Annotated in this window: 9 protein-coding genes; 8 read left to right on the plus strand and 1 reads right to left on the minus strand. The window is 62.2% G+C overall.

Translation table 11 applies throughout. From position 1 onward, the window contains the following. Nucleotides 1–21 precede the first annotated feature (21 nt). From M2447_RS09310 to M2447_RS09325, 4 genes are all read left to right on the plus strand, one after another. Nucleotides 22–1,851 carry an ATP-binding protein gene (locus tag M2447_RS09310; protein ID WP_277558387.1) on the plus strand — a complete coding sequence of 610 codons (1,830 nt, stop codon included), beginning with the start codon at nt 22–24 and terminating at the stop codon, nt 1,849–1,851. Between the two features lie 87 nt (nt 1,852–1,938). Continuing rightward, the gene (infC, locus tag M2447_RS09315; RefSeq protein WP_277510038.1) at nt 1,939–2,619 is read left to right on the plus strand and encodes a translation initiation factor IF-3; all 681 of its coding nucleotides are present in this window, start codon (nt 1,939–1,941) and stop codon (nt 2,617–2,619) included. Between the two features lie 73 nt (nt 2,620–2,692). After that, nucleotides 2,693–3,853, plus strand: coding sequence for an N-acetylmuramoyl-L-alanine amidase (locus tag M2447_RS09320; RefSeq protein WP_277558388.1), 1,161 nt, complete (start codon nt 2,693–2,695; stop codon nt 3,851–3,853). Between the two features lie 432 nt (nt 3,854–4,285). After that, nucleotides 4,286–12,232, plus strand: coding sequence for an autotransporter outer membrane beta-barrel domain-containing protein (locus M2447_RS09325; protein WP_277558389.1), 7,947 nt, complete (start codon nt 4,286–4,288; stop codon nt 12,230–12,232). Nucleotides 12,233–12,751: 519 nt separating this feature from the next. On the opposite strand, the gene M2447_RS09330 is transcribed toward M2447_RS09325, so the two are convergent. Then, nucleotides 12,752–14,800, minus strand: a complete 2,049-nt coding sequence (locus M2447_RS09330) for a DUF3160 domain-containing protein (RefSeq protein ID WP_277558390.1) — start codon at nt 14,798–14,800, stop codon at nt 12,752–12,754. A gap of 114 nt (nt 14,801–14,914) precedes the next feature. Here M2447_RS09330 and gcvT point away from each other — a divergent pair, with 114 nt between their 5' ends. The 4 genes from gcvT to M2447_RS09350 are packed head-to-tail and all read left to right on the plus strand — an operon-like array spanning nt 14,915 to nt 18,463. Then, nucleotides 14,915–16,066 carry a glycine cleavage system aminomethyltransferase GcvT gene (gene gcvT / locus M2447_RS09335; protein WP_277558391.1) on the plus strand — a complete coding sequence of 384 codons (1,152 nt, stop codon included), beginning with the start codon at nt 14,915–14,917 and terminating at the stop codon, nt 16,064–16,066. Between the two features lie 9 nt (nt 16,067–16,075). Further along, nucleotides 16,076–16,459 carry a glycine cleavage system protein GcvH gene (gene gcvH, locus M2447_RS09340; RefSeq protein WP_277510033.1) on the plus strand — a complete coding sequence of 128 codons (384 nt, stop codon included), beginning with the start codon at nt 16,076–16,078 and terminating at the stop codon, nt 16,457–16,459. 29 nt (nt 16,460–16,488) lie between these two features. Continuing rightward, a complete protein-coding gene (corA, locus tag M2447_RS09345; RefSeq protein ID WP_277510032.1) occupies nt 16,489–17,475 on the plus strand; it encodes a magnesium/cobalt transporter CorA in 987 nt (328 codons plus the stop codon). 13 nt (nt 17,476–17,488) lie between these two features. After that, complete coding sequence (locus M2447_RS09350) at nt 17,489–18,463, plus strand: magnesium transporter CorA family protein (protein ID WP_277510031.1); 975 nt, start codon at nt 17,489–17,491, stop codon at nt 18,461–18,463. Nucleotides 18,464–18,555 lie beyond the last annotated feature (92 nt).

Genomic DNA, 18,555 nt, shown 5'->3' on the forward strand with positions numbered 1-18,555 from the left:
CGCGCGAATCCCACAAACACCATGTTGCGCAATAAACTTTATCTCGGGCTGCTGCCGTTGCTTGCGCTGTTGATTTTGGTCGGCGTTGCGGGGATTCTCGTCAACCGCGATCTGGCGCGTTCGAGCTCGGAAAAAATCGATCGCGGTTACTCGATGGTGATGGGCGAGCATGAAATGCGCGGCGCGGCGCTCGGCATGGTCACCGCAATGCACTCGGCGCTCCGTGGCAACGTGCTGGAGGTGCGCGGCGCGTATGAGGAGCAGCGCGGCCTGTTCAAGCAGACGCTGATGGCGCAGTCGTTTTCCGCCGCGGGCACGGAGCGCGAGAAGGCGGTCAGGCAGGTTTCGCGCGCGTTTGGCCGGTTTGAAAACATAGGCGATTCGCTGATGGTGATCGGCGGCAGTTTCCAGGATGCGGGTTATGAGGATGTGGAGCGGGCGTATTTCGGCGTGCTGCATTCGTTGGATGAATTGCTGCGGACGGACTCGCGCGTCATGCAGGTCGAGTCGGAGCGCGTGGCCGGCATTGCGCGCGTGAGCATCGGCGTGCTCGTGGTGGTGATGGTGATCGGCATTGCGCTGTCGGTGCTGCTGGCGTTCAGGCTTGCGCGCATGTTCATCGGGCCGATCAGCGCATTGACGGAGTCGTCCCGCGCGCTTGGCGAGGGCAACTTGGAAAAGGACGTGCCCGTGACTTCGCGCGACGAACTCGGCGTGCTCGCGCAGTCCTTCAACGCGATGGCGGCGAGCCTGCGCGAATATCGCGACGCGATGGCGGCGCGCGTGCTGCGGGCGCAACGCACGATGGAGGCCACGCTCACCTCGACGCCCGATCCGCTTTTTGTGGTTTCGCCGGACGGCAAGTCAGACATTCGCAACCCCGCCGCGGAGAGGCTCGCCGCGCTGCCGGAATTTGCCGACGGATTTCCCGAGCCGCTCGACGCGCACGTGCGGGAGGTGCTGCGCACGCGCGAGCATTTTCTGCCGACGGGCTACGACCAGGTGATTCCGGTGAGCATCGACCACGACGAGCGTTTTTACCTGCCGCGCATCCTTTCGGTCAGCGACAAGCTCACGGGGCGGGAGGGCGGTGCGGCGATTTTGTTGCAGGACGTGACCAAGTTTCGCCTGCTCGACGACGCGAAAAACAATCTCGTGGGAACGGTGAGCCACGAGCTGAAAACGCCGCTCACGAGTCTGCGCATGGCCGTCTACCTGCTGCTCGAGCAAAACACCGGCGCGCTGACGCCCGCGCAACGCGACTTGCTCGAAACCGCGCGCGACGACGCCGACCGGCTCCTGCGCATCCTGAACGACATTCTCGACCTCGCGCGCATCGAAAGCGGCACCGCGGCGCTCAGCCGTTGCGAGGTCGAGCCGGCGGCGCTCCTTGAGGAAATGGCGCGCGAAATGCGCCCGCTCATCGAGGATGCGGGGCAACGCTTGGAAGTGCGCGTCGCGCCGGGCGCTGGTGTTGACGGAAAGGTGTTCCTAGACCCCGACCGCATTCGGCACGTGTTTGTAAACCTGCTGGGCAACGCATCGAAATACACGCCGGAGGGCGGTCGGATTGAGCTTTACGCCGAACCCGACGCCGAGCCGGGCGCGGTGCGCTTTGGCGTGCGCGACACCGGCGCGGGCATCGCCGAGACGGACCTGCCCTGCGTGTTTCAAAAATTCTACCGCGCGCCGGGCCAAAAACGCCGGGGCGCCGGGCTCGGCCTGAGCATCGCGCGCGAAGTCGTGCTTGCGCACGGCGGCACCATCGCATGCGCGAGCAAGGCGGGGGCGGGCAGCGATTTTTATTTCACCATCCCCCCGCGCCGCCCCGAAAACGCCGCGGCTTCTTAAAACCCAAAAATGTAAATTAGAGTTGTCACGGGCGCGGTTCCTGATGAGAACAACACCCGACCACACCCACACAACCAAGCAATATTGATGGCAAATTCGTTCCCTTACGCCGGTCCAAGACGCGGCCCATACCAACGACGCTCGAACAACGATCCGTTCGCGAGCATTCGCCGTAATCAACGCATCAGGGCCGCGCAGGCCCGCGTTATCAGCCCCGAGGGCAAGCAGCTCGGCATCATGCCAACCGAGAAGGCGTTGCAACTCGCCATCCAAGTGGGTCTCGATCTCGTCGAGATCGCGCCCAACGCCCAGCCGCCCGTCTGCCGCATCATGGACTTCGGCAAGTATGTTTACGAGGAGCAGAAAAAAAGTTCCCACGCCAAGGCCACCGCGGGCAAGGTCAAGGAGGTCGAGTTCACCGCGCGCATCGCCGACAACGACTTCATGACCAAGCTCCGGCGCACGGAGCAATTTCTCAACATGGGCAGCAAGGTGAAGCTTCGCCTCAAGTTTCGCGGGCGCGAACTCGCGCATCCCGAGATCGGCTTCGGCGTCATCAACAAGGCGCTCGCCGAATTGACGGAAATGGGGCATCCCGACTCGCCCCCCAAGCTTCTTGGCAAACACATCAACGTGATGCTCACGCCGCTGCCCGCAAACAAACGCAAGCCCAAGTTCCTGCGACCCGACGACGAAGGCGAGGACGATATCCCCGACGATTCCGCATCCGACGCCGACAATCCCGGCGATGGTGAAGGGGATAAATAAAACGCCCGCGCGCATTCATGTTTTGCGCGCGCGCGCCGGCTCGCCCCCGTCAATCGGCGCGGTCGTTTCACGCATGTTGCGAGGATTGCTCGCGTGCGCCCTGTTCGCGGCGGCGCACATCGCCGCGGATGCGCAGGATGCCAGCCGTCCGCTGAGCTCGCCCACGCGCCCCGGCGCGGCCTCGAGCCAGCATTCAAACATTCCGCTTTCAAAACCAACCGCCCCCTCGGCCTCCGGCGCAAGCGGCGCGAAGGCGTCTTCCAAGCCGGCAAACACCGGCGCGAAAAAGAAATCGTCCGCCTCCAGAACCGTCGTCAGCCTGGGCGGGTTGAACCACATCGACTTGGTGCCGTTTGCAAAAACGATGGGCTATTCCGCGACATGGCAAAACGACGGCAAGCAGCTTACCCTGAAAAAAGGAGGCACCCGAATCGAGATTACGGGCGAGTCGCGCGAATTCCTGCTCAACGGCACGCGGGTTTTTGCGGGCTCGGCGTTCAGAATCTATCGCCGCAGCCTGTGGGTCAGCCGCATCGACGCCGACACCCTTTTGGCGCCGATCATGGACCCGAGGCGCGGACGCGGCACCGTGATACCGCTGAAAGTTATCGCAATCGACGCCGGGCACGGGGGCATTGACAAAGGCAAGATCAACGAGCGCCTGAAAATCTACGAGAAGGACATGGTGCTCGACACGGCCAAGCGCCTCAAAACCCTTCTCGAAAAACGCGGCTACAAGGTCGTGATGACGCGCACGTCCGACAAAAAAGTCGAGCTCGGCGACCGTCCCGAGATCGCGGCCAAGGCAGGCGCGGATTTGTTCATCAGCATCCATTACAATTCCGTCGCGTCGAGGCCGCAGAGTGTTTCCGGCGCGGAAGTCTATCGTTTCACGCCTCGCTACCAAGTGCCGATGCGCCGCGAAAAATCGCAGCCGTCCGACGCGCTTTGGAATCCCGGCGATGCGCACGGCTTTTGGAGTTCCGTGGCGGGGATTAAAATCCAGCAGGCGCTGCTCTCGTCGCTGAAAGTTTCCGACCGCGGCTTCAAGCATGACAAGCTGGCCGTCCTGCGCCTTGCGAAGTGTCCGGCGGTTTTGGTCGAGGCGGGTTTTCTCTCGCACAATGCCGAGGCGCGCAAAATCGCCACGCCCGCCTACCGCCAGCAAATCGCCGAGGCCATCGCCAAGGGCGTTGATGCTTACGCCGCCGCCGTGGCCGCCGCGCGGAAGTAGGCTGCGCGCCAGCGCGTCCCCGTGTCCGCTTGCGTTCAATGTCTCGGAGCCCGCTCTGTTTTTTGCCTAAATCCTTGGTGGAAAACATTCACGGCAGGCAAAGAATCTGGAAGAATCCGTCCGATGGAAAATATTTTGCAACAAGGATGGTCTTGTTTTTCATTACTTTTTGCAGGGCAATTAATTACGGGATATATGCGGCATCTGTGCATATTGAAAAACAGCTTGCGCTTTCCGGCTTACCTCCCTGCTTTTAGATGCCCATTTTTCTTATTCTCATCAACTGCATAGCACAAACGTAAAAAACATATGAATAACAAACCCTCGGATTCACCGGTTCAGCGTGAAATCAAGAATTTCCGCTCAAAGCCTTCCCGGCTTTCTACGATAAAAAGATCGCCGTTCATTTGTGGCACGTTTGCCGCCGTTTTCATGCTGGCTCTTGTGCTGGGATCGACGGTGGAGATGTTGGGGGCCAACATTTACTCTAGTATTTTTGACACGGACCCATACGCCACGCACCAAGGCACCCAGTCTCTTAACATTACTACCCAAGGAAATTATTCCACAGCATACAACGCAACTCCGACAGCCACAATCTACACGGGCACCAATGCGTCGGGTGACTATTTCTACAATCGATATTACGCTTACAACAAGGACATGAACGCCGTGTTGAACGGCGTCGCGGGAACGGGTGGCGTGGTTTCCATTACCCATGACAACACAGGCGCCCTAGCTGCCGACGGCAATCTCAACGTCACCACCTCCGGCAACAACAGCAATTATGCGCTGGATCTGACCAATCAGAGCCTCGACGGCACCACCACGGTTACTCTCAACAACGCATCCTTTGTTGGCACCACCAGTGGTGTCCGCCTCATTACCCCGTCCACGGGCGCCAGCTCGATCGCCCTGGGATCCAATGTCACCGTGAATGCAACCACGGCATTGTATTTTAGCTCCCTGAGTGGCGCGACGACAATCAACAACGCCGGCACAATTACTGGTGCTGATTCAGCCATCCAGAACGCCAACGGCGGCACCGCCGCAGTGCGCCTCGTCAACACCGGCAACCTCATTTCACAAGGGCTTAGCGGCCTCTCCTCGGCGGTCGAGCTCTACTCGGACTCAGGCGATATCACGGTCGAGCACAACGCCGGCACCATTGTCGCCCAGAACCAGGCCTCCACGGGCCACGCCATCGACCTCGCCTCGACCTCCGGCAACCTCGCCGTCACCACGGCGGCGGGCGCCACGGTCACGGCGGCGGGCAGCGGACGCGGCATCGATGCCACTTCATCGACCGGCGACATCGCTATTGCCGCAGGCGGTGCCGTGACCGTGCAAAACGGCGACGGCATTTATGCCAGCAGCGCGGGCGATATCGACATCACCACCACCGGCAACGTCATCGCCACCGGCAATGGCCGCGGCATCGTTGCCGCCGGCACCGGAACCGAGGACATCAACATTACCGCCAGCGGCGGCGTCATCAGGACGGCCAATAATTCCGGCATCGTGGCCACAAACAATGCCGCCGGTGCGGGCGATATCACCATCGACACCACCGGCGCCACGCTCGACATCAATGTCAGCGGCTCCCAAGGCATTCAGGCCACCCTCGGCAGTGTCTCGGCCACGGGCGACATCTCCGTCACCACCGGCACGGGCACCATCAGGCTGGGCGTCAACGGCGACGACGGCATCCAGGCCCTCAACTACGGCTCCGGCAAAGTCACCGTGGACAACAGCGCCAACATTTACAACCAGGGCCAGCTTGCCCACCACTACGGCATCGTTGCGATTTCCGGATACAGCTCCACCACCGACGGTGGCGCGGTCTCCGTGACCAACAGCGGACGGATCGAAACCAATGCCGGTCCCTCCATCCTTGCCTCCGCCCGGAACAACGCGGACGGCGACGCCGTCACCGTTGTCAACAACGGCGTGCTCAAGAGCGAGAATCACAGCGGCATCGTCGCCACAAACGCCGGCGGGGCGGGCGCGGTCAACGTCACCAATTCCAGCACCATTGACGCTTACAGCCACGGCATTGAGGCCGTCGTCGCCACTGGCACGGCCACAATCACCAACACCGGCCTCATCACCACCGAAAACGGCTCGGGCGTGCGTGTCAGTGCCGGCTCCGGGCTGGCGGTCGTGCGAAACCAGAACGGAATTCTCGCCCAAGGCATCGGCATGCACGGCGTCGAGATCAACGGCTCCGGCACCGTCACCAACACCGGCGTCATTGAAAGCGAAAACGTCAACGGCGACGGCGTGCGCATCACCGGCACGGGCTACGTGGACAACCAGCTCAATGCCGTCATCAAATCTGGCGGCGGCAACGGCATCCACGTCGGCTCGGGCACGGTCTCCAACTCAGGTCGCGTCGATGCCGCGGACGGCACGGGCGTGCTCATCGACAACGCGGGACTCGTGGTGAACACCGGCAGCGTCAACGCCGCCAGCGGCGTGTTCGTGGGCGGCGTCGCCCGCGTGGACAACTCCGGGCGCATCAAGGCGACCGAGGGTCACGGCGTGCGTGTCAATTCCGGCCTTGTGCAAAACCTCGGCGCGACCGGCAGCATCGAGGCGGACGGGGCGAACCACCACGGCGTGTTCATCGACACAACCGGCACCCTCATCAACCAGGGGCTCGTCCAGGCCTCCGGCGCCAACGGCCACGGCGTGAACATTGGCGGCGACGGCGCGGTCGGCAACACCGGCGCGATCACCGCGATCAACGGCCACGGCGTGACCATTGGCGGCGACGGACTCGTCGAAAACACTGGCGCGGGCAGCATCCAGGCTGGCGGCGCGGATCATCACGGCGTGTTCATCGCCGGTTCCGGCACCGTCATCAACGAAGGCTCCATCAAGGCCACCGGCGCCAATGGCGACGGCATCAACATCGGCCCCGGCCTTGTCCAGAACGAAAACCTCATCGAAGCCAACCACAGCGGCATTGTCATCAACGGCTCGGGCACGGCCCTGAACACCGTCACCGGCAACATCTTCGCAGGAAACGGCAACGGCATCCAAATCAACGACGCTGGCGCTGACTTAAACCGCGTCGAAAACGCGGGTAACATCTCCCTCGGCGTCAACACCGGCGCGCGCGGCATCGAAGTCACATCCCAAGGCGGCAATATCGACATCATCAACACGGGCAAGGTCGCCAACCTCCACGGCACCGGCGGGGCCGGCATCTACGCCACCACCACTGCCACCGGCGAAATCAACATCACGCAAACCGGCGCGGGCGCCGAAATCCGCACCGGGCACGCCACGGGCATCTTCGCCGAGGCGGAGGATGGCGCGATCAACGTCGTTCTTGATGAAGGCATCCTGAGGGCCACCGACGCCGCGGGCATCGTGGCGCGCACCCAGGACGGCGACATCCTCGTCGACACCACCGGCGCCACCGTCCAAATCAGTGCCATTGCCGCCAACGAGCACGGCATCGAAGGCTCCTCCTCCGGCGCGGGCAGCGTCCAAATCGTCACAGGCGACCCCGCCACAGTCATTTCCACCATTGGCACCGGCGCCAACGGCATCCGTGCCACCAGCGATACTGGCGCGGCCGTCACAGTTGACATGCAGGGCGGCTCCATCACGACCGCCGGCCCCGACGCCACGGGCATTTACGCCGCGCTCACCGGCGCCGCCGCCACCGGCGATGTGGGCGTCCGCCTTGCCGGCTCCATCACGACCACCGGCAATGTTTCCCACGGCATCTCCGCCACCAATGCGGGCTCCGGCGACTCCATCGTCGAACTGGCCGACACCGCGGCAATCACCACCTCCAACGGCTCGGCGGTTCACGCCACCACGGTTGACGGCGACATCTTCGTCACCGGCACAAAGGCCACCATCAACGCCGTCACCCGCGACGACGCCCTCAACGCCCTCAACACGGTCTCCACCGGCGCGGGTAACATCGAGGTCCTCGCCGCCGGCAACTACACCACCCACGGAGACGGCGCGCACGGCTGGAACCTCCAGACCGACGGCGGCAACATCCTTGCGATTCACAACAACGGCGCGCTCACCACGAGCGGCGAGCTTTCGCACGCCGTCAACGCCGAGACCACCGGCGCGGGCACCGTCACGATCGGCCTGTCCGACGACACGGTTATCAGCACGGTTGACGGCTCGGCGGTCAACGCGCTCTCCGAGGACGGCGACATCATCATTTCCGCCACAGGCGCAACCATCGACGCGAACACCGTGACCGACGGCATCGCCGCGCTCAACGCGGTCGCCACCGGCGCGGGCGACATTCAGGTTGCTGCCCAAGGCAACTACACCACCACGGGCGACGGCTCGCATGGCTGGAACCTCCAGTCCGACGGCGGCAACATCACCGCGATTCACAACAACGGCGCGATCAAGACCTCTGGCGAAGTTTCGCACGCCGTCAACGCCGAGACCACCGGCGCGGGCAGCGTCACGATCGGCCTTTCCGACGACAGCGTGATCAGCACGGTTGACGGCTCGGCGGTCAACGCGCTCTCCGCGGACGGAGACATCATCATTTCCGCCACCGGCGCGACCATAACCGCGAACACTGTCACCGACGGCCTCGCCGCGCTCAACGCGGTCGCCACCGGCACGGGCAATGTGTATGTTAAGACACAAGGCGACTACACCACCGCGGGCGACGGCGCGCACGGCTGGAATCTCCAATCCAATGGCGGCGCTATCGAGGCGATTCACGGCGGCGGCGCAATCACCACGACCGGCGAAATTTCGCACGCCATCAACGCCGAGACCAGCGGCGCGGGCTCGGTTGTCGTTTCCATATCCGACGACACCGTGATCAGCACGGCGGACGGCTCGGCGGTCAACGCGCTCTCCGGGGACGGCGACATCACGATTGTCTCCGGCACTGCCACGAGCATCACCGCGAACACCGTGACCGACGGCATCCACGGCCTCAGCGCGGTTGCCACTGGCACCGGCAGCATCCTCGTTGCGACGCAAGGCGACTACACCACTGCGGGCGACGGCGCGCACGGCTGGAACCTTGCGTCCAACGGCGGCAACATCCTCGCCCTGCACTCAAATGGCGCAATCACCACGACCGGCGAAATCTCGCACGCCATCAACGCCGAGACCAGCGGCACGGGCGCGGTTGTCGTTTCCATATCCGACGACACCGTGATCAGCACGGCGGATGGCTCGGCGGTCAACGCGGTCTCCGAGGACGGTGACATCACGATCGTCTCCGGCACCGCTACGAGCATCACCGCGAACACCGTGACCGACGGCATCCACGGCCTCAGCGCGGTTGCCACTGGCACCGGCAGCATCCTCGTTGCGACGCAAGGCGACTACACCACCGCGGGCGACGGCGCGCACGGCTGGAACCTTGAATCCAACGGCGGCAACATTGTCGCCTATTATGGCGGCGGCGCGCTTACGACGACCGGCGAGGTTTCCCACGCGATCAACGCCACGACCAGCGGCAACGGCGGGGCTGGGATTTATCTCTCCGATGACACCGTGATCAGCACGGCGGACGGCTCGGCGGTCAACGCGGTCTCCGGGAACGGCGACATCATCATCTCCGCCACTGCCGCGAGCATCGTTGCGAACACCGTGACCGATGGCATCCACGGCCTCAGCGCGGTCGCCACTGGCACCGGCAGCATCCTTGTTGCGACCCAAGGCGACTACACCACCGCCGGCGACAACGCGCACGGTTGGAACCTCCAAACCGACGGCGGTGCGATCACCGCGAACTACCTCGACGGCGCGATTTCCACCAATGGCGACAACTCCCACGGCATTTACGCCGAGACTAATTCCGTGGCCGACGGGGACATCACAATCAGGCACGGAGGCGCGATTTCCACCAATGGCGACAACTCCCACGGCATTTTTGCCGACGCCTATGCGGGCAGCTCTGTCGATATCGGCCTGATCGACGGTTCCAGCATCACCACCGCCGACGGCTCCGCGATTGTCGCCTACACCGATGACGGAGACATCCTTATCCGCGGCGACGACGTGACAATCAACGCCAACACCATCACTGACAATGTTCACGGTCTTGATGCAACCTCCTACGAGGCGGGCAATGTGTCCGTCATCACTAGGGGCAGCTACACCACCGCCGGCGACGGCGCGCACGGCTGGAACCTTGAAACCGACGGCGGCAATGTTTACGCCGAAATGCTCTCCGGCACGATCACAACCGCTGGCGCGGACGCCATCGGCATCAACGCCATGAACCATTCCGGCACGGGCGATGTCACCGTCGTCTCCAACGCCATCATAAACACCACGGGTGCCGGCGCGCACGGCATCGTGGCCGAATCCGCCGATGGCGTTTCGACTATCATCAGCAAGGGTGCCGTCACGACCACCGGCGACTACGCCAATGCGCTCATGGCCGCGTGCCGCATCGCCGTTGTCCAGCTTGAGGCCAATGCCGACGCATCCGGATTCAACGCTTCCGCCATCGTTGTCGAGCCCTCGTTCAGCTCGACGGTCAACATCCTCGCCGGCATCTCGGCGCACGGCGGCTGGGGCGCCGGCGCGGCGGGCATCATCCTCGACGACACCGGCTCCGTCACGGGCGGGCACACCGTCACTAACGCCGGCTACATTGGCGCGTCCTCCGACAACGCCATCACAATCCTCGGCAACAGCGACGTGACCGTGGTCAACACCGGCACCATCGTCGGCACCATCACTGGCGGCACCGGCCACCACACCATCGTCAACACCGGCGAATGGCACCACCGCAGCCACGCCGACACCACCGGCGCCTCCGGACGCGACACACTCGGCGTTGCTGTCTCCCACCTTGGCGACGGAATCAACACCATCATCAACACCGGCACGATGCACGTCGTCGGCGCTGATGAAAGCGACGTCGTCACCGTGGATGACACCGGCAGCTACCATCCCTTCCTGCACACCCAGCACGCCCTCGCCGCCAGCGGGGCCGCCCACGCGCACGTCCTCCGTGTCGCCTCCTTCCACAATCAGGGCGTCCTCAACCTCGCCAACGGAATCACCGGGGACATCCTCCTCCTCTCCGAAAGCGCCATCGCGGGCGACGCCGGCTCCGGCGTTTACATCTCCGACAACGGACGCCTCACCATCGACTTCGTTTACAACGAAGGCGGCGCGAACTCGCTCTCCGACATCCTTGTTGTTGACAGCACGCAAGTCGCCGGCGGCGCCACCATCATCACCGCCAATCCCGTCGGCGGCCCCGGCGCCCTCACCACGGGCAACGGCATCCCCGTCGTCGAGGTGCTCGGCGGCATGGGCGTTTCCGCCCGCGACGCCTTCGCCCTCGACAGCCGCCACTTCATCGGCCCCTTCGAATACCGCCTCTACCACGGCGCGAAAGGCGGCAATCCCGCGAACGACGGCAACTGGTATCTGCGCTCGCACTACCGCCCCTCTGTCAGCGGGCACCTCGCCAACTGGTATGAAGGCGCGGTCATGTTCAACCACACGCACCACGAGCGCGTGAGCAACGACCTCTCCGCCGCCTCCGCGACCGACGCCTCCGCCTCCGGCAACGACAAGAAAAACAACGGTTGGCTGCGCATCTCCGGACGCATGAACCTCGGCGACAGCGCCGCCAAGACGCACCGCGTGAACACGACAAACTACGTTGTCCATGCCGGCTACGACATGCTCGCCACCGAGGGTGCCATCCTCGCCGGCGACCTCATTCGGGTCGGCGTCATGGGCGGCTACGGCAACTCCCAGACCGACATCAAGGTTGACGACATCTCCATCAAGGGCTCCTCCCGCATCGACGGATTCAACATCGGCGTTTACGGAAGCTGGTTTGCCGACAAGGCCGGCAAGCGCGGCTGGTATGCCGACGCATGGCTCTCGTTCGCGACCTACGACAACCAGGTCGATGACGACGGCATGCGCCGCCTCAAGTATGACTCGCACGGCATGAGCCTCAGCGTCGAAGGTGGATACGCATGGTATCCGAAAAAGACCGGCATGGTCTTCGAGCCCCAGGCGCAACTCATCTACAACCGCCACAGCACGGACACGCACACCGACGAAGTCGGCATGACCGTCCGCTCGCGCTCGTCGGAATACATGCGCTCGCGCCTCGGCCTCCGCGTCTATCCGCAGCGCCGGCACTTCTTCCAGCCCTTCGTCGAGGCCAGCTGGTGGCACGCCTACCAGTATGCCGAGCTTCGCTTCGACAGCCACCGCGTGAAATACAGCGTGCCGCGCGACATGTTCGGCTTCAAGTTCGGCGCCCAGGCTGACCTGGGCCGCGGCTGGACGATTTGGGGCGACGCCGGTGCGCACATTGGCACGAACTACAACTACATGGATGTGCGCGCCATGTTCGGAATCCGCTACGGCTGGTAAGCCCCGCGCAATTCCGAGGCAATCCACGCGCCTGCCATTTCGACGCCCCCGGAACCCCGGGGGCGTTTTTTTGGGAATGCGCCGGGGCGCGATTCGGCCGGACAACAATGAAGGCTCCTTCTCTCCTTGTGCCTCGTTGTGCCAGTTCCGAATGTTGGAAACCCGACCATCAACGCCCAGGCCGTGGCCGCCGCGCGGAAGTAGGGGCGCGCACCTTACGTGCGCCCAAGTATGCTAATGGCAGGGCGGTTGGCGAACTGTCGCCAACGCTCGAACCGTCGTTACCGAGCACAGGCGTCATCTGTCAACCGCAGTGTTCATCTCCCGTATTTCTCGGCGCGCTCGGCGAGCGCGCCTCACCCAAAACTAGGGCTGTTTCGGTTTAAATTGTCGCGAGGAAACGCCTTTTGGTAGGGCGAACCGTCCCGGTGAGCCACAACATCTCCGGCTTACCGGGACGGTTCGCCCTAGCTCAAATGCGACAGAATAAACCAAAAAAGCTCTGGCTCATGAATGGCCTCACTTTGCGAGGATGGGCGCGAGCCAGTCGGGAGGGGGAGGGGCGTAGGGACCGTCGAGTTTTTCTTTCCACATTTTGTCGGTGAGACGTTTGGTCAGGGCCCATTCCTCGTAATAGGAAAGCACCGCGCCGGTGCAGAGCAGCTCGCGTCCGCGCCAGGGATAAAGGACAAACAATGCTCGCGCGCGTCCGGTGGCGACGCCGAGGGATTCATCGACGTTTGGATCATGCGCGACCTCCGCCCACCGCGGGGCGTTGTCGCGAGGTTTTCCCTCAGTGGATGAATGAAAATAACCCATCGCGTTGGCGAGCGTGTAGCCGAATTGAACGAGCGTGGCTCGTTCGGATTTGGTGAGTTCGATTTCGTCGAGCTGCTTGGCGAGAATGGTTTCCAACTGGCGTGAAAGGGTGGCGAGCTTGTTCCATCGGTTTTGCACACGCTCGCTACCGTCGCTGAATCCGGGTTCGTATTCTAGGGATTCACTTGTGTCGGCGTTTTCGTTTTCAAACGGAGTAAAAACGCCATGCTGTTCGAGCAGTGCAATCGTGCGCTCAACAAAACGCACGTATTCGCGCCAGAATGCGGGGTTGGGTTCGACGAAACCGGGCGGAGGCGGACGGAGATCGCCGACGCCAGTAATGCGCATCACGGAAAGTTTTGCCTGCAATGCGTAAGTGTGCCGGATTTGCGCCCAGCTCGCGAGTTGGGTCTGGCAGGTTTTTCTTTGCCAGGGGAGGCTGCCCATGAACGCCGGTGCTTCCTTGACCGGCGGCGCGTTGAGTGCGCGGAGCACGTCGATGTAATCGGCGTAGAGGCTGCGCGGTTCGCCTCCCTGCGAGAGTGTGATTTGTCGGGCTCGTTTGCACCACGCCGCCCACTCTGCGCCATCGGGGTCGTCCTTGATTTTGGGCATGCGCTCATGCGCGAACGCGGAGCCGAGGAACGCGGCAACGGTGAGGCCGTTAGGGCGAATATTATCGTTGAGACACGAGGAAATGATTTCGGCGTCGGGAAGCGCGTGCGTGGGCATCACGCGGAAACGGATGTCGGAAAACGGCGAATGATTCGCTTGGGGCTCAATGCGGTTTTCGTCGTTGATGGCGGAGCGTGGCGGATTCTGGCGCGCGTCCTGAAGGAGTATTTCGCGCAGGCGATCGAGTCTAAGCGTTGCGGGCTGGACTTTGTTCTTAACAATATCCGAAGAGGGATGGCAGGCGGATCGAATGTCGGAATTGTTGACGATGATTGTGCGGTCGGCGATGGGCCCGGCAAAGATGCTCAGGCCGGTAAAGCTGGTTATGAACTCGGGATTCCCCCTCTCATTATACCATTCCCAAGTGTTGGAAACCCTGACCATGTTCGCCCATGCCGCGAGCTCGGCGTCGTTGGTTGCCCGCATGGGGACGAGTTGCAGCCAGCGGACGGCGCGATGGTAGTCGGCGAGCGCGTCGTCGTCGGCGTAGAAACTCACCGGTTCGCAGCGGCGATAGTCGATTTCAAAAAGCCAATCATCTTTGCTGTAATCGAGCCATGGAGGGCATTCCAAAACTTCGGCGTCGCGAATGAGCGCGACTTGCCGATTGATTTCAGGGAGCAGGGATTCGGAGAAATATTCGGTGGTCGCGGGAGTGCCGAGAATCACCATCGCGGGGCCGAGGATGTGTTGAATGAGCGTGGATGGATAAACCGGTTTCTTCTTTTGGGAGGAGAAGGGTTTGCATGCATTGTAAAGGCCTTCCAAGTCGACGCGCAGGCGGGTGGCGCGGCGCAGTTCGAGTTCGCGGAACGAATCCTCGAACAATGCGTGATAGGCGGCGAGGGCGGCGTCGCTGGTGATGAAACGGATCGCTTGGGGCGACTTGCCGAGCGCGATGTAGGGTGTGAAGATTTGCGGATAATCTTTTGCTCCGATGATGAGTTTGTCGCGCTGGAGTTGTTCGTGTTGCGCGGGGGTAAGTTCGGAAACGGGAAGTTTGTCGCGCTGGGCGCTGGCGAAAGGTGAAAGCGCAAATGCGGCGGCGAGGGCAATCAGGGTTGGGCGAAGCATGTCGCGGAGTCTTCGGTTTTCCCTCGGTCAATGCAAGCCGTGAGCGCGCGGTTTCGGGCGGCGCCGCGCAATCGCGGGCTTGCGCCTTGGCGCGCGGGGCGTCGTAGTGTGGGCATGACTCTTCAACGCACACCTCTTTACGACTTTCATGTGGCGCATGGCGGACGCATGGTGGACTTCGCCGGATGGGAAATGCCCGTCCAATACAAGAGCATTCTTGAGGAGCACAAAACCGTTCGCCGCGCCGCCGGTCTTTTTGATGTGAGCCACATGGGCGAATTCGATGTGCGCGGCGCGGACGCGTTTGCGTTTCTGCAGCGCCTCCTGACAAACGATCTTTCGAAAATGACGCCGGGGCGTATCGTGTATTCGCCGATGTGCTATCCGAGCGGCGGCGTTGTGGACGACCTGCTTGTTTACAAGCGCGGCGACGGGGATTATTTTCTCTGCGTCAACGCTGGCAATATCGCCAAGGACCTCGATTGGATCGGCGGGCAACTGGTTGCGTTGCGCAAGCCCGACGGGGCGCGCTATGACGTGACGGTCTCCAATCGTTCCGCTGACTACGCGCTGCTGGCGATTCAAGGGCCGCGCGCGCTTGAGATCGTGCAGTCGCTTGCGCCCTCCGCCGGACTTGGCGAGATCAAGTATTATCATTTTACGGACGGCATCGAGGTTGCCGGAGTGCGGTGTCTTGTGAGTCGCACGGGATACACGGGCGAGGACGGTTTCGAGCTTTACCACGCGCCCGCCGACGCGCGCGCGCTGGCCGACGCGCTTCTCGCCGCGGGCGCGCCGCTCGGCATGGAGCTCGCCGGACTTGGCGCGCGCGACAGTTTGCGGCTCGAGGCAGGCTTCCCCCTCTACGGTCACGAAATCACGGCGGATATTTCGCCACTCACGGCGGGGCTCGACTGGACGGTGAAGTTGAAAAAGGAGGGAGGCTTTGTCGGTTGCGAGCCGCTCGCGGCGGAGATGGAGTCGCGCGCCTCCACCGCGCCGCAAGCGCGGGCGGCGTTGCGGAAGGTTGTTTTCTTCAAAACCGGCGACAGGCGCATCGTGCGCGCGGGCGCTCAGGTGCTCGACGCGGCGGGCGAAAAAATCGGCGAAGTGCTTTCGGGCACGCTTTCGCCGGTGCTCAACGAGGCCATCGGCTCGGCGAGCGTCCCGGCCTCAGCGGCGCTTGAGCCGATGTTCACCGACATCCGCGGAACAAAAATCGCTTTGCAACTCGTCAAACCTCCATTTGTTCAACTAAAGAAATAAACAAACATCATGAGCAACCTCCCCCAAGACATCAAATATGCAGAGTCCCACGAATGGCTCAAAATTGACGCCGACGGCATTGCGACCATCGGCATCACCGACTATGCGCAAGGCAGCCTCGGCGACATCACGTATGTGCAACTGCCCAAGGCCGGCGACTCGTTCAAGGTCGGCGAGAGCTTTGGCGTTGTCGAATCCGTGAAGGCTGCGTCCGACCTTTACGCGCCGGTGGCCGGCACGGTTGTCGAGGTCAACGCCGCGCTCGACGCATCGCCCGACTTGGTGAACACGGCGCCGTTCACCGATGGCTGGATGTTGAAGATTCGCATGGATTCACCCGCAAGCACCGCCGCGCTTCTCGACGCGGAGGCATACGCAAAACTGACCGCCTGACAAGGCGGTCCGCGAAAAACCCGGAGCACATGATCCGTTCCCTCATATTCAGCGAAGGCAAGCTCGTGGGCCGCGACCTGGAGGTCGAGGCGCTCCGGCTTGTGCGCGCCGACAAGGGGCTTGTGATCTGGGTTGATCTTGAGGACCCGACGGACGACGAAACCAAGGCCATCCTCGAGGGCGTCTTCCAGTTCCACCCGCTCGCAATCGAGGACTGTGTGTCGCCCAGCTCGCTTCCAAAAATCGAGGACTACGACGACTACTTCTTCCTGGTCGCGCACTGCGTCGATCCCACGCGCGTCGAAAAATTCAACACAACCGAGATCAATCTCTTCCTCGGGCGCGACTTCATGGTCACGTTTCACCGCGCCAGGATGCACGTCGTCCAGTCGGTGCTTGAGCGTTGCGCCCGTTTCATCGGCGGCGTGATCGCGCGCGGCCCGGACCGGCTCGCGCACCTTTTGCTTGACGCGCTCATCGACAACTTCAAGCCGGTCACGGACGAATTGCGCAACGAACTCGAAATAATCGAGGAAAAGGTTCTCTCCGAGGAAACGGACCGGAAGCGCGCCCCGCAGCTCATCCCGAAACTCCTCGAGGTGCGCTCGGAAATAAACCATCTGCGCGAGATTATCCGCCCGTTGCGCGAAGTCGTCGGACGCCTGACGATGGGCAACACCAAAAACATACGCGCCGCCACGCTGCCCTATTTTCGCGATCTTAGGGACAACCTGATTCGCATCGATGAAACCGCGGCCACCTACGCCGACCAGTTGCTGATCTCGTTTGACCTCTATCTGAACAAATCGGATTTTTCGGCCAACGAAGGCATCAAGACACTCACCGCCCTCACCGCGCTCACGCTTCCCGCGACGCTTGTCGGCACTTGGTATGGCATGAATTTTGAAAACATGCCCGAATTGCGAACGCCGCTCGGCTATCCAATCGCGATCGGCGTCACCCTGCTGATCACCGCCGTGATCTGGTTCTGGTGCAAGCGCCGTCGCTGGATTTAAAACACGCGACGCCATGATCTCCTCGCTCGTATATCGCGGAAACAAATTCTCGGCGCTCAATCCCGCGCCCGAGACGCTTGCCGCGGTGCGCGAGGAGCCCGGCGCGCTTCTTTGGGTCGACCTTTCGGACCCGACCGACGAGGAAATCAAATTCATTCTCGACTCAACCTTTCGCTTCCACCCGCTTGCGATTGAGGACTGCGTGAGCGACGCGCCCGTGCCCAAGGTCGAAATGTATGACGACTGCATGCACCTCGTCATGCACGCGGTCACGTATGATGACGAGGAGCTTTTCAAGACCAACGAAATCGACCTGTTTGTGGGGCGAAACTTTCTCGTTTCCTATCACCGCAATCCGCAGCCCCTGATCGAGTCCGTGCTGGAGCGCATGTCGAAACCATCCTCCGCGCCGGTGCGCGGCCCCGACCGTTTTGCGCACACGATTCTCGACGGCATGGTCGACGGCTACAAACCGTTCATCGAGACGCTCCGCCTCCAAGTCGAGGGGCTCGCGCAGCGCGTGATCCAGCGCATCGACGCCGAGGAGCTTTTCCCTCGCATCGTGGCGCTGCGCAAACAGCTTTCGCAACTGCGCCAGATCGTGCGCCCGCAGCGCGCCGTCGCCCTTGATCTCGCCCAGGGAAAAAACAGATACATCCGCAAGGTGATGCTGCCCTATTTTCGCGATCTCGAGGAGGAGCTTGGCCGCATCGAAAACCAGGCCGCGTCGCTGTCCGACCAGTTGATTTTGTCGTTCCGGGTTTTCCTCAACAAATCCAACCACGAGGCAAACGCCGGCATTCGTGTGATGACCGCGATCACCGCGCTCACGTTTCCCACGATTCTCATCGGCGGCTGGTATGGCATGAATTTTCTCGACGACATGCCCGAATTGAAAATGCGCTACGGTTATCTTAGCGCGGCCGTGGCGGCGGTGCTGGGCACGGTCGGCGTGTGGATTTTCATGCGTTGCAAGAAATGGTTGTGAGCAACCAAAACTGATTACGTTTGCTTATAGGTTAAAATGGCGCGCATCCTTTTTGAGGAAACAGAGTCAGACACTGCAACCAACCCGCGCAT

It is taken from the genome of Ereboglobus sp. PH5-10, from assembly GCF_029504735.1.
GTDB lineage: Bacteria > Verrucomicrobiota > Verrucomicrobiia > Opitutales > Opitutaceae > Ereboglobus.

Bases quoted from the DNA above. Each gene is read 5' to 3' on its own strand.
- M2447_RS09310 (WP_277558387.1), top strand. From the start codon at position 22: ATGTTGCGCAATAAACTTTATCTCGGGCTGCTGCCGTTGCTTGCGCTG.
- infC (WP_277510038.1), top strand. From the start codon at position 1,939: ATGGCAAATTCGTTCCCTTACGCCGGTCCAAGACGCGGCCCATACCAA.
- M2447_RS09320 (WP_277558388.1), top strand. From the start codon at position 2,693: ATGTTGCGAGGATTGCTCGCGTGCGCCCTGTTCGCGGCGGCGCACATC.
- M2447_RS09325 (WP_277558389.1), top strand. From the start codon at position 4,286: ATGCTGGCTCTTGTGCTGGGATCGACGGTGGAGATGTTGGGGGCCAAC.
- M2447_RS09330 (WP_277558390.1), bottom strand. From the start codon at position 14,800: ATGCTTCGCCCAACCCTGATTGCCCTCGCCGCCGCATTTGCGCTTTCA.
- gcvT (WP_277558391.1), top strand. From the start codon at position 14,915: ATGACTCTTCAACGCACACCTCTTTACGACTTTCATGTGGCGCATGGC.
- gcvH (WP_277510033.1), top strand. From the start codon at position 16,076: ATGAGCAACCTCCCCCAAGACATCAAATATGCAGAGTCCCACGAATGG.
- corA (WP_277510032.1), top strand. From the start codon at position 16,489: ATGATCCGTTCCCTCATATTCAGCGAAGGCAAGCTCGTGGGCCGCGAC.
- M2447_RS09350 (WP_277510031.1), top strand. From the start codon at position 17,489: ATGATCTCCTCGCTCGTATATCGCGGAAACAAATTCTCGGCGCTCAAT.